Genomic DNA, 12,691 nt, shown 5'->3' with positions numbered 1-12,691 from the left:
CACCAAAGATGAAAAAAATCATTTTCAGTTCTGTATTAATGATATCTCTTCTTTTTATCTTAGGCGCATGCAGTTCGGCAGACAAGCATTTCCTTAAAGATAAAGAGTACAGGGAACAAGTACACCAACAGTTTATGAAACGCAAAGACCTTGCGGCAGGACGTAACGAACAATTATTTTCTGTTTTAGATAAACAAGAACTCACACTGGAACAGCGTGAGGCCTTAGAATTCCTATACGCTTATATGCCTCTCTCAGATCTGGCAGATTATGATGCGGATTTTTTCCTTGGTCAGGTAGATGCAGCATTCAAAGCTCGTGATTACTTCGATTGGGGTAAAAAAATTCCGGATGATATATTCCGCCATTTTGTATTGGTCTATCGTGTAAATAATGAAAACCTAGATACTGCTCGACAAGTGTTCTTCGATGAACTCAAAGATAGAGTAAAAGGGTTGACAATGGAAAAAGCAGTATTAGAAGTAAACCATTGGTGTCATGAAAAAGTAACTTACCGAGGAACAGACGGACGCACATCAGCACCTCTGGCTTTAGCTAAAACATCTTGGGGACGATGTGGCGAAGAATCGACTTTCACCACTGCTGCACTTCGTGCTGTAGGCATCCCTGCCCGCCAGTGCTACACGCCACGATGGGTACACACCGATGATAATCACGCATGGGTAGAAGCATGGGTAGATGGCAAATGGCATTATATAGGAGCTTGCGAACCCGAGCCTGAATTGGATGTGGCATGGTTCTCTGCTCCGGTAAAACGAGCCATGATGGTACATACCAATGTTTTTGGACTGTACAATGGACCTGAGGAAAAAAATGTACAAACAGACCTCTATTCGGTTATCAATCTACTTGGTAATTACACAAATACACGCGACGTAAAAGTAAAGATAGTAGACGAGGCTGGTAAACCTGTAGAAGGTGCAACCGTAAAATTTAAAGTATACAACTATGCTGAGTTTTACCCTATTGCTACAAGTAGGACCAAAGCCGACGGAACAGCTTCTATAATCTCAGGTATGGGGGATATCCTCATCTGGGCAAATAAAGACGATGTGTATGGATATGCTAAATCTACTCCCGAATCGGGAGAAGTGACAGTTACATTAAAGAATAAACCGGGAAAAGGTTTAGATGAAACCATTGTAATGGAAGCCCCGGCAGAACAAGCCATAAAAGAATTAGCGCCCGAAAAGATTGCAGAAAATGCGAAGCGTTTGGCTCACGAAGACTCAATACGAAATGCATATATGGCAACCTTTATAAGCGAATCGGATGCTAAGAAATTTGCAGAAAAAAATAAGCTAAACCCAGATAAGACTTGGAATATCTTATCCAAATCGCAAGGAAACTGGGAGGAAATATCCTCTTTCATGGAGGCTAAGAAAGATAATCCATATCTGAATACATTCTTATTATCTCTATCTGATAAAGATTTGCGAGATACTCCGGCTGCATACCTCTTAGATCACCTAACTATCGGACAAGATGCAGGACAGAAAAAATTAGCTGAAGATAGCCCACTGGTAGGCAGTATCTATTCTCCTAGAATATCACAAGAATTGATTCGTCCTTGGCGAAGCTTTTTCAAAAAAGCATTAACCGAAGATTTCGTGAACAAATCGAGGAATGATATTAATGAAGTAATAAACTTTGTTCGTGAAAATATAAAAATCGATGAAGAACAAAATTATTTTAAATGCCCGATCTCTCCACAAGGTGTATATGAATTGAAAGTTTCAGATAAGCCTTCAAGGGATATATTATTTGTTGCTCTTTGTCGTTCTATGGATATCCCTGCACGTATCGATCGTGCAACAGGACGCCCTCAATACCTGAAGGGAGAAACAGCATGGACTGATGTATTCTTTGATAAGCAAGCCGAAGAACAGCCAAAGGCTACAATTCAGTTTACAAATGCAAAAGGTAATATTGTGAAGCCGGGTTATTACACTCATTTCACAATTGCCCGATACGACAATGGAGACTTTGTAACTCTTGATTATGAAAACAGCATAAAAGATCTACCGGCTAAAATAACAGTGGATGCAGGCTACTATCGTTTGATGACAGGCAGTCGTGGAAATGATGGTTCTGTAACGATAAGTACACGCTATTTTGAAGTAAAAGGCAATGAAGCGAAAACATTCGAAATCGAATTGCCGAAAGTAGAAGGTCGCATTCAGGTACAAGGTATCGTAGATCCGAACACAGTTGTCACATTACAAGACGGTAGTAAAAAGTCAGTCAAAGAACTAACGAACGGTAAAGGTTTGATGATCTGCTTTGCTGATCCGGACAAAGAACCAACCAAGCATATTCTGCAAGACCTTCCGGCCGTACAACAAGCCATTGAAGAATGGGGCGGAGGAATCTTGTTTGCTATTCCTGACGACAAGCTAAGTAAAGCGTTTGATGCTTCTGTCTTTAAAGGTCTACCTAAGCAATCATTATGGATGACTGATCATAACAGGACTCTGTTAAATACAGTTGCGGGAGCTTTGCAAATCGAATTCTCAAACAACTTCCCGCTTACAGTATATATCTCTACAAATGGAGGAATTTTGTATTCTTCGCAAGGTTACCGCATTGGAATCGGAGAGAATATAATTAAGACAATAGAACTGGAGAAAGGAACAAAATAACAGTAAAATATAGGATACAAAAAATGGCAGATCAGCTGATCTGCCATTTTTGTTATTTATAATAATAGCTTACTTTTTTGTATGCTCTGTAATTATTTTCGCAAGTTCTTCTTTAGATACCAATCCTCTTAATCGAGTAATTTCCTTTCCGTCTTTGTATACAACAATGGTGGGCAACACCTCAATCCCTTTATCTATTGAGAATTTCTTGTAGTTGTCAACATTAATTTTTGCAACCTTTGCCGATCCTTTATATTCCTTAGCTATACTTTCGAGAATAGGAGCCATCCGGCGACACGGCCCACACCACGGAGCCCAGAAGTCCACAAATACTAATCCTGTTGCCGTCTCTTTTTCATAATTAGAGGAGGTAAGCGTTACAATAGGAGTATCATTATTTGTAGTAGTGTTATTATTACCAAACACACTATTGCTTCCCAATAAGATCGCCAAAGTCATAAGGACTACGCCCAGTATTGGAAGTGTTATTTTACGTCTCATTATTTAATAGTTTTATATGATTTCCGGCAAATATAATAGTTCTTATCTATTAAAATGTTCTTGTTATAACTATTTATACATTTTTCAGTATGATATATATTAAATTCAACTATTTTTGCATCAGAAAGGTATATAATACGGAATGGATCACGAACCTCAAATACTAGATTTAGATAAAGTACTTGCCGAGAAAGCTCCCAAGATTTATAATAAGGTACCACGTTTTGCAATAAACTATCTCAAGCGAAAAATCCATTTAGATGAACTGAACGAAATACTTACGATCTATGCTGATAAGTATGGAGTGGATTTTATGCAGGCGGTTGTAGGATATTTCAATCTTACATTAGAGACCTCGGGGCTAGAAAATATTCAAGATGATAAAAAATATATATTTGTTTCAAATCACCCGTTAGGCGGACTCGATGGAATTTGCTTATCTGCGGTTATTGGAGAAAGATTCGATAAAAAAATAAAATATGTAGTAAACGATGTTTTATACTTCATCAAGAATCTACAACCTATTTTTCTTCCGGTCAATAAATACGGGCGTCAGTCGAAACAAGCAACCTCAAGTCTAAATGAAGCCTATGAGTCGGACAACCAAATCATTACATTCCCGGCAGGCTTATGTTCCAGACAAGAGAATGGTAAGATTCATGATTTAGATTGGCAGAAAAATTTCATTCTGAAAGCCGTCGAATCAAGAAGGGATGTAGTTCCTGTATATTTTGAAGGCAAAAATTCAAATTTCTTTTATAGATTTGCAAATATAAGAAAGCGTCTGGGCATAAAATTTAATATTGAGTTAATCCTTTTGCCTGACGAAATGTTTAAGAATAAAAATAAAAGTTTTTCCATAACATTTGGTGAACCTATACCATATAGATTCTTTGACAATTCAAAGAGTGCTATGCAATGGGCGCAGTATGTAAAGGAAAAGTCATATAATTTGGCAAAAACAAACAAGAAATAAATGGAAACTGTTATCGCACCGATAAATAAGGATTTATTGAGAGCCGAACTGACGAAAGATAAATTTCTCAGGTATACAAATAAGGCTAACAATGAAATCTATATTGTCACACATCATAATTCGCCGAATGTGATGCTGGAGATAGGCCGTCTGCGTGAGATAGCATTCCGGTATTATGGCGGAGGAACAGGAAAGTCTGTAGATATAGACGAGTACGACAAAATGGATAATCCATACAAGCAATTAATAGTATGGAATCCTGAAGCAGGAGAAATAATAGGCGGATATCGCTTTATATGTGGGCCTGATATTTGCTTCGATAACAATGGTGAGCCCATATTGGCAACATCTCATTTGTTCCATTTCTCCGAAAGGTTTATTAAGGAATATCTTCCTTATACATTCGAGCTTGGACGTTCGTTTGTTACGCTCGAATATCAATCAACACTAGCCGGTTCGAGAGGAATCTTTGCATTAGATAATCTTTGGGACGGATTAGGCGCACTTTCTGTGGCAGATCCCTCTATGAAGTATTTCTTTGGGAAGGTAACTATGTACGACACATACAATACACAAGCGAGGGATATGATTCTTTATTTCCTGAATAAATATTTCCCTGATCCCGAAAAGCTTGTATGGCCAAAACAAGCCTTAACAATAGAGACCGAAAAGAGTAAGCTGAGAAGGCTTTTTGATGGAGAATCGTTTAAATCTGACTATCGCATATTAAATACTTCTGTTCGTAAATTAGACCTCAATATCCCTCCCCTTGTAAATGCTTACATGAGCCTTTCTCCTCAAATGAAGGTCTTTGGAACAGCAGTAAACGATACTTTTGGCAATGTAGAGGAAACAGGAATCCTCATCAATGTAGATGAGATATTAGAAGAAAAGAAAAAGAGACATATCGAGTCTTATTTAAAAGATAAACCGTCGAAACGCTTCTTGAAGAGACTCCGACAAATGATAAACTGGAGTTGGACTAGAGACGAAGACAGGCCTAAACCGAAGAAAAGAAAAAATGAAGGCTTTTTTACAATCTCCCGTAGGATTAATCGAGATAAAAGAGACTGACAGGTATATTTCATCTGTAAAGATTATTCACGAAGAAGACGCGGAAGAATCTGAAGCTTCTCCCCTTTTGAATAATGCAATAAAACAGTTGGAAGAATATTTCTCCGGTGAACGTAAAGTTTTTGACCTACCCTTGAAACAAAACGGCACACCCTTTCAGAAAAAAGCGTGGGAGTATCTGAGTACAATCCCTTACGGCAAGACCGTCTCCTATAAAGATGAGGCTATCTCCATAGGCTCACCAAAAGGATGTAGAGCTGTAGGAGCTGCAAACGGAAAGAATAACCTAGCAATTATAGTGCCTTGTCACCGTGTGGTAAATGAAGGAGGGGGACTGGGCGGCTATGCATACGGAACAGACATAAAGCTCCTTCTTCTTGAACTCGAAAATTATTATAACTTCATGTAAATGCTGAATCTTTCTCGATATAACATAATACTAGCATCCAATTCGCCTCGCAGAAAAGAACTTCTGAGTGGATTAAACATTCCTTATGAAGTAAAAACACTACCAAATATTGACGAATCGTATCCGGATAATCTTATAGGAGAAGATATTGCGATCTATATTGCCAATGAAAAAGCTAATGCTTACCTCGACCAACTGGATGACAATACATTACTGATAACAGCAGATACAATTGTTCTGCTTGATGGAAAAGTTTATGGGAAACCTTCCGATGATACAGATGCTAAACAGATGCTACGCGATCTTTCCGGAAAAACGCATCAGGTAATCACAGGTGTGTCAATCACGACGAAAGAAAAACAAGAATCGTTTGGTGTATCGTCCGAAGTCCGTTTCGCAAAACTAGACGACGATGAAATTGAGTATTACGTTTCCAACTACAAGCCTTTCGACAAAGCCGGAGCATACGGTGTGCAGGAATGGATAGGCTATATCGCTGTAGAGTACATCTCGGGATCATATTTCAATATAATGGGATTACCGATACAAAGATTATATAGGGAACTGAAAAAGTTTTGAACTATATAAAATAAAAAAGACGGTTTGAAACCGTCTTTTCTTATAATAAATAGCAAACTAATGCTCTGAACAATATTCTTTAATGAGGGTTGATTCCGCTAATTGCAGCCTTCTTCAAAGCCCAGGCCACAGCATTGAGTTCCAAAGCTGAATTGTATATATATTGATTCCACGCCGCTCCCGGGCCATAGTTTTTTGACAATGGTAACCCTTGGCTGTTATATCTTGACGGGTAAGCGCCTGTACTGTTATCAGTTGTGGAAGAACCCACACTATCTCCAAAATAAAGGAAATTCTTGCTGTCGTTGTACCATACGATCGAACATTCCGGATTTTGTAATATTTTGGATGCCGAGCGTGCTGTACAAATTTGCACCGATTTAGGAGGCAGCTGAGTCATTATCACTGAGCCTGTTGTTGCATTGTCTTCACCCCAATGTCTGGCTGAAAGATTCCCAAACGGGCCATTAATAACAGGGTCATTAGGGAGGTTTGATATCGGATACACATCATCATCCCCTTGTCCTCCGGTTTGAACGATAGCCGGACTTATACCAAATAATCCGTTCATCAGCGTATTCACATCCGTGACAGTCCCATCGGCAGATCCATAAACTACACAGCCCCCTTTATTGATGTAATCCTTTAACGCCGTAGTGAGAGCTACCGTAGGGGCAGCACCGTAGGCAAAATACAATACAACATCAGGCATAACCCTTCCTACACCATAACCGTTTTCAAGATAGCTCGTAGCTGTACCAACTGCTGATGTGCCCCATAATTGTGTAAAACTTTTTATTCTTACGATTCCGTTAGGACCAAAACTGATACCGCCATTGGTCAAAGCCTGGCTTCTGGCAGTAGAATTCCAAGAATAAGTACTTCCCGAACCTATAACGGCATAAGTCATAGCCGGGAGGGTTAAAGGGATGGTTGTATTACATGTGTTATTTCCCTGTGGTGTATTTGCATTAATCGTTATCGGAAAATCAGAATTGACGGTAGGTGTACCCGAGCCAACAAGCGTGACTGTATGCGTCCCGGGAGTAAAATTTCCACTGGCAGAAAAACGGATACCATTTGTCAAAGGAGTATTTATATTGTATGAACCCACAGTAGTGACGGTTACATTGAGTGTTATTGTATTTGAAGCTGTTAAAGGAGTTCCTTTAATGTATTGCCCTTTAACCTCTACACTAGAGCAATTCAGTGAATAATCGGCTACTTTCGAATTCACTTCTATTTGAGGTTCACAACCTAGAGCGAAGATTACACCAGTGAAAATAAGCTTATCTATTTGTGCATTAACAGGAGTACCCTGGCATGGAAGCTCTACTGTCATCCAGCCCTTACTCATTGCAACCCCGGAGATATAAAAACTGTAACCATTTCCGGTAGTTGCACTAATAGAAAAAGTTCCTGTCTTTTTTACATTCAGATGTATTGTCAGATAGTTTGTAGAATTGGGAGGCGTTCCCTGCACATAGACCCCATTAATCTCTATGTCTGAACAACTCAGAGGATCGAATATTGCATTTCCCATTTTGCTCTGAAAGCAATTCCATTGTTCTCCATCCCATTGGTTTAATCCTAAACATAGTTCTTTGTCGTCGTCCTCTGTCAGGTTGTAAACATACAAGCCTCGGTGTTCTATCTTTGCAGCTTTATAGTCTGCGGCGGTCGTATCCCCAGTATAAAAAGGTAATAATTGATGCTTATTTTCTAATCGAACCCTTGGCAACATAAAGCCTCCCTTCTTGGCTGTGATGTCTCCGGAGATTGAGTTACTTTTTTCTAAATCCTTAACTTGAAGAGTCGCATATTGTTCAGATTTCTCGCCCACACCTATTGTCACCTGAGCGCTGGCAATTTGAGAAAATCCTAACATAAGGAAAATAAATAACACCATGCGATAGGTTATTATCCTCCTGTACTTTTGTTTAAAGTTTGATTGTTTCATGTAGTTTAATTTTAATTTATACTTTACTTTCTATATATCGTTACTCTCAGGCTGTCTTTTAAGCTTACTTTTTCATATTGATAAATGATTTGGAAAATTTTTATCTTATTTTAGAACCATCATATTAAATGCGTCTAAAATACACATTTATTTTTACATATGCGAATTTGATTCCGCTATGCTTTATAGCAGAAAATATTATCTGATTAAATAAAGGAACGTAGAGATGTGTAATTTTGTAAAATAGGATCTTATCCTAATGTCTGTAAAAATACAAACTACGAGCTTACGGTATTTAGTGCCAAAATAGCAAAAATACCGCAAGCATCATTTCAGTAGTTGTAATTATTTAATGATTCTTTGAAAAGCAATCTATACTTTTAGAGATATCAACATCAAATGTCGCCATATTAACACTTTGACCTCTTTATCCTACACTGCCTTCAAGACTTATTTGTAATAGCTTTTGCGCTTCAACAGCAAATTCCATCGGAAGATTCTGCATCACCTCTTTAGCATAGCCATTTACGATAAGCCCTACAGCCTCTTCGGTACCTATACCACGCTGATTACAATAAAGAATCTGATCTTCACTAATTTTAGAAGTAGTAGCCTCATGTTCAATGATAGCTCCCGGATTCGCTATATCTGAATAAGGGAATGTATGCGCACCACATTTATCACCTAGCAATAAACTGTCGCATTGAGAGTGATTGCGTGCCCCTTCTGCCTTTGGTGAAACTTTAACCAACCCTCTATATATGTTTTGACTAAATCCTGCGGATATTCCTTTGGAGACGATACGGCTCTTTGTATTTTTGCCGAGGTGTATCATCTTAGTACCTGTATCAGCCTGCTGATAATGATTGGTTAAGGCAACAGAATAAAACTCACCTATAGAGTCATCTCCGGCAAGGATACATGATGGGTATTTCCATGTAATAGCAGAACCGGTCTCCACCTGTGTCCAAGATATCTTAGAACCTTTTCCTTTACATATACCACGTTTAGTCACAAAATTATAAATTCCGCCCTTGCCTTCTTTATCACCCGGATACCAGTTCTGTACAGTCGAATATTTCACTTCTGCATAATCAAGAGCTATGATTTCTACAATAGCAGCGTGCAATTGATTTTCGTCACGCATAGGAGCTGTACAGCCCTCAAGGTAGCTAACGTATGAATTATCTTCGGCAACAATCAGAGTTCGCTCAAACTGCCCTGTATTAGCCGCATTGATACGGAAATATGTAGACAACTCCATCGGACAACGTACCCCTTTAGGGATATAAACAAAAGATCCGTCACTGAATACAGCCGAGTTAAGCGCAGCAAAGAAATTATCTCTATATGGAACGACAGATCCAAGGTATTTTTTCACCAGTTCAGGGTGCTCTTGTACAGCCTCACTGAAAGCACAAAATATAATACCCTTTTCGGCCAACACTTCTTTAAATGTTGTTTTTACGGAAACACTATCTACAACCGCATCCACAGCCATCGTTTGCACACCGGCTAATATTTCGCGTTCATGAAGCGGAACTCCGAGTTTATCGAATGTTTTCAACAATTCAGGGTCTACTTCATCAAGGCTTTTAGGTCCGTCTTTTTTCTTTGGAGCAGCATAGTAACTGATGCTCTGATAATCGATCTCCGGAATTTCCAGATGCGCCCATTCCGGCGTCTTCATTGTAAGCCAATGACGATATGCTTTAAGTCGGTATTCGAGCAACCAATCCGGCTCATTTTTTTTCGCTGAAATCAGACGTACAACATCTTCGTTGAGTCCGATTGGAATAACCTCAGTTTCAATATCCGTTACAAAACCGTATTTGTAATCTGCGGTGGTAACGTCTTCTAAAATTTTATCTTGAGTTTCTTGCATGATTAATTTTATTTTAGCGAATAGCCACAGGCTATAGGCTGTTAAAGTCCATTATTGGCTGTAAGCAGAAAGCTTATTGCCAGTTTGCAAAGATATTACATTCTATTCATAAATTATACATATATAAATATTTTGCATCACTCATAGAACACATAGAACAGGCTTTTGTTTACTTTTTTCCTTTTTATAACAGTACGATTAATCAATACAATATAAATAGTCGGCTCTCCTGATATCCCATCAGAATAGCCGACACGCTTCAAATCCAAATTAATCTTAATAGTATTATGAATTTTTAAGAACGTTTATAATATTCCCTTGTCTGAATCTGAGTTCTCCAAGCTCTTTTTCCCTGCTTCATGTTTTCTACCGAACGATACGTTCCATGAAAAGCGTAAATAAAGCATGTGTCCGTTTTCTTTTATATACGACCATGACGTCGATGGCTTAATATTAGACACATTACGACTTCCTGCACTCCAATAATCTTTAAACGGATATGACATTCCAACCGAAAGTTGTGCCTCTTTGTATTTATATCCGGCTTCTATATAGTTCCAGTCTTCACCATACCAAATGGTTTCGCCCCACAACTCTTTATATCTGGTATACATTCCCATTGTCAATAAACAGTTTTTATATATAAGGTTGGAACGAGCTCCGCCATGCATAAAATTATGCACATGTGTATTACCATAATTGGACTTAAATATATCCCGATGCACTCCAAACCACCCGGTAACAGTCCATATATCTTTAATAAGCCTCAAAGTAACATCTCCATTTAAGAATAAGTAATGTTCTGCTTTATGGTTATCCGAAAAGCTTACCACCTTATCTCCTTCTATACTAAATGCGTCTACTATAAGCTTATCAAAATACATATAACCGAAGACCGTACTTATATCAAATATTCCTTTACTGTAACTTACAGTCAATCTGTTGTTATATACATTATATGGTTTTAGGTTAGGATTTCCCCTACTTATCTGATAAGTATCGGTTTGTTGCTCTACATCACTTAGTTGCCCCAAAGAAGGAGTACGTGTATTAACAATAAATGAATATTTCAACGACAAATTATCGTTTAATGGATAACTGAGCTGAACGGAAGGGCGGAAGGTATAATAGGTCGCATCCTGTTTACCTTCTTTAAAAAACAGACGAGTTCCACCTACACCGATAGTGTAGCCTAACTTTTTGGCTATTTTTCCTTGTACCTGGGCATACAAATAAGACTCTGCATTTTTCATTTTAGTAATTGTATTTGCACCGCCCTCATACGTATTATCCGCAAAACCTTGTGTATGTTTTATACCCGAGGAAAAAGATAGATTTTCGAACTGCTTTTCATATACGGCTTCACCGATGAGCGAGTATTTATTACCGTCTATTTTATTAAAAATATCGGAAAGAACCTCGCTATCTTCGGTTTCTTTGTATCTACGGTCACTATTGGAACCGATGTATGTCCCCACCAGATTTACTGCAAGTGATTGCTTATTCTTCAACTCTCGCTTAAAGTATATATCGAGTACAGGAGTATATTCATTCCCCTTATTTTTTGAAGAGGAAAGTGTCTTGTTTAAACTATTGGAATATAATATATTCTGAGAACTCTCATTTTTATAATTATAGAACTGGTTTTTAAACAATACGTTAAACACATACTTATCAGGAGATGTAAGATTGTATGATAGATTCAAGTATTGATATTGATAATCCAAAGGAGCATAAATACCTTTCTGTTCTCTGGTGATCGGATTGTTCGGAAAATTCAGTGTCTCTGTCTGATCAGACCACCGTTTGTCATAGCTTCTATAATTGATAAAATAATTGAGTCCGAATTCTGAGGCCTTATAGTTGGTTTTGAAAGTCACGTTATCATTTCCAAACCCTACATATGGAGAATTCCGTCCGTCTGCAAACACATACCCTCCATAATTTTTCTGTCGGTCAACGATCAGATTTAATACAGCACCAACATTCTCATTTCCAAAACGCACTCCGGGGTCTTCAAAAAACTCGACACGAAGAATGTCTTGTGATCTTAAAGCTGCAACTTCTTGCACCGAAGCCCTGACTCCATTGATGCGGAGTTGAACTTCTTGGTTGCTAATTTTTATAGTCCTGTTTACAGCATCTATATTCAATCTAGGTATTGCCATGTTGCTAAGCAAATCGAATGCACTCACAGATGTTTTTACCTGCATTGAGTCGGGCATAAGTATTTGACGATCTATTTTGTTTATTATCCGATTCCCTGTTACAAGGACTTCACCAAGAGTTTTCGCATCTTCCTGTATTTCTATATCACCTAAATCGATGTGTGTTGAAAGGTTACTAATCTTGATAAACGTCGTACGATACCCCATATAAGAGGCTTTGAGAATGTAATCTTGTTTTTGAAACTGACCTGCAATCAAGAACAAACCGGTAGTATCTGTCTGAGAACCGGTGATATATGTAGAATCCACTTTAAGCAATACTGTTGTGGCAAACTCAACAGGCTGTTTTGTTTTCAGATCAACAATACGCCCTTTTATATCTATTGCACTTACCGAGATGTTGACGCTGATAAGTAAAAGTAAGGATAATATGGTTTTCATTCTTTTTGTTTAATCATTTATACTATTTACACGAA

Annotated in this window: 9 protein-coding genes; 5 read left to right on the top strand and 4 right to left on the bottom strand. The window is 38.2% G+C overall.

Features of this window, described 5'->3' with window-relative positions:
* The first annotated feature begins 8 nt into the window (after positions 1 to 8).
* The gene (locus HMPREF9456_RS02475) at positions 9 to 2,663 is read left to right on the top strand and encodes a transglutaminase domain-containing protein (RefSeq protein WP_006841873.1); all 2,655 of its coding nucleotides are present in this window, start codon (positions 9 to 11) and stop codon (positions 2,661 to 2,663) included.
* A gap of 69 nt (positions 2,664 to 2,732) precedes the next feature.
* Here the strand turns inward: HMPREF9456_RS02475 and trxA are convergent, their stop codons facing one another.
* Positions 2,733 to 3,164, bottom strand: coding sequence for a thioredoxin (gene trxA, locus HMPREF9456_RS02470; RefSeq protein ID WP_006841872.1), 432 nt, complete (start codon positions 3,162 to 3,164; stop codon positions 2,733 to 2,735).
* A gap of 142 nt (positions 3,165 to 3,306) precedes the next feature.
* Between trxA and glsA the strand changes: the two genes are divergently transcribed.
* Genes glsA through HMPREF9456_RS02450 form a run of 4 tightly spaced genes read left to right on the top strand, consistent with a single transcriptional unit; the run spans position 3,307 to position 6,202 of the window.
* On the top strand, positions 3,307 to 4,140 hold the full coding sequence (glsA, locus tag HMPREF9456_RS02465) for a lyso-glycine lipid O-acyltransferase GlsA (RefSeq protein ID WP_006841871.1): 834 nt from the start codon (positions 3,307 to 3,309) through the stop codon (positions 4,138 to 4,140).
* Positions 4,141 to 5,214 carry a glycine N(alpha)-acyltransferase GlsB gene (gene glsB, locus HMPREF9456_RS02460; protein ID WP_006841870.1) on the top strand — a complete coding sequence of 358 codons (1,074 nt, stop codon included), beginning with the start codon at positions 4,141 to 4,143 and terminating at the stop codon, positions 5,212 to 5,214.
* The gene (locus HMPREF9456_RS02455) at positions 5,162 to 5,623 is read left to right on the top strand and encodes a methylated-DNA--[protein]-cysteine S-methyltransferase (RefSeq protein WP_006841869.1); all 462 of its coding nucleotides are present in this window, start codon (positions 5,162 to 5,164) and stop codon (positions 5,621 to 5,623) included. Before glsB ends, HMPREF9456_RS02455 begins: the two co-directional genes overlap by 53 nt.
* Positions 5,624 to 6,202, top strand: a complete 579-nt coding sequence (locus HMPREF9456_RS02450; protein ID WP_006841868.1) for a Maf-like protein — start codon at positions 5,624 to 5,626, stop codon at positions 6,200 to 6,202.
* A 79-nt stretch (positions 6,203 to 6,281) separates the two neighbouring features.
* On the opposite strand, the gene HMPREF9456_RS02445 is transcribed toward HMPREF9456_RS02450, so the two are convergent.
* From HMPREF9456_RS02445 to HMPREF9456_RS02435, 3 genes are all read right to left on the bottom strand, one after another.
* Positions 6,282 to 8,162: a hypothetical protein gene (locus tag HMPREF9456_RS02445; RefSeq protein ID WP_006841867.1), complete on the bottom strand. Its 1,881-nt coding sequence runs from the start codon at positions 8,160 to 8,162 to the stop codon at positions 6,282 to 6,284.
* A gap of 427 nt (positions 8,163 to 8,589) precedes the next feature.
* Positions 8,590 to 10,047, bottom strand: coding sequence for a Fe-S cluster assembly protein SufB (gene sufB, locus HMPREF9456_RS02440; protein WP_006841866.1), 1,458 nt, complete (start codon positions 10,045 to 10,047; stop codon positions 8,590 to 8,592).
* Positions 10,048 to 10,352: 305 nt separating this feature from the next.
* Positions 10,353 to 12,656, bottom strand: a complete 2,304-nt coding sequence (locus tag HMPREF9456_RS02435; RefSeq protein WP_006841865.1) for an outer membrane beta-barrel protein — start codon at positions 12,654 to 12,656, stop codon at positions 10,353 to 10,355.
* Positions 12,657 to 12,691 lie beyond the last annotated feature (35 nt).

The sequence above is a fragment of the Dysgonomonas mossii DSM 22836 genome, assembly GCF_000213575.1.
Taxonomy (GTDB): domain Bacteria; phylum Bacteroidota; class Bacteroidia; order Bacteroidales; family Dysgonomonadaceae; genus Dysgonomonas; species Dysgonomonas mossii.
This window is presented reverse-complemented; position numbering and strand designations above follow the sequence as displayed.

Bases quoted from the DNA above. Each gene is read 5' to 3' on its own strand.
- HMPREF9456_RS02455 (WP_006841869.1), top strand. From the start codon at position 5,162: ATGAAGGCTTTTTTACAATCTCCCGTAGGATTAATCGAGATAAAAGAG.
- HMPREF9456_RS02450 (WP_006841868.1), top strand. From the start codon at position 5,624: ATGCTGAATCTTTCTCGATATAACATAATACTAGCATCCAATTCGCCT.
- sufB (WP_006841866.1), bottom strand. From the start codon at position 10,047: ATGCAAGAAACTCAAGATAAAATTTTAGAAGACGTTACCACCGCAGAT.
- HMPREF9456_RS02475 (WP_006841873.1), top strand. From the start codon at position 9: ATGAAAAAAATCATTTTCAGTTCTGTATTAATGATATCTCTTCTTTTT.
- glsA (WP_006841871.1), top strand. From the start codon at position 3,307: ATGGATCACGAACCTCAAATACTAGATTTAGATAAAGTACTTGCCGAG.
- trxA (WP_006841872.1), bottom strand. From the start codon at position 3,164: ATGAGACGTAAAATAACACTTCCAATACTGGGCGTAGTCCTTATGACT.
- HMPREF9456_RS02445 (WP_006841867.1), bottom strand. From the start codon at position 8,162: ATGAAACAATCAAACTTTAAACAAAAGTACAGGAGGATAATAACCTAT.
- HMPREF9456_RS02435 (WP_006841865.1), bottom strand. From the start codon at position 12,656: ATGAAAACCATATTATCCTTACTTTTACTTATCAGCGTCAACATCTCG.
- glsB (WP_006841870.1), top strand. From the start codon at position 4,141: ATGGAAACTGTTATCGCACCGATAAATAAGGATTTATTGAGAGCCGAA.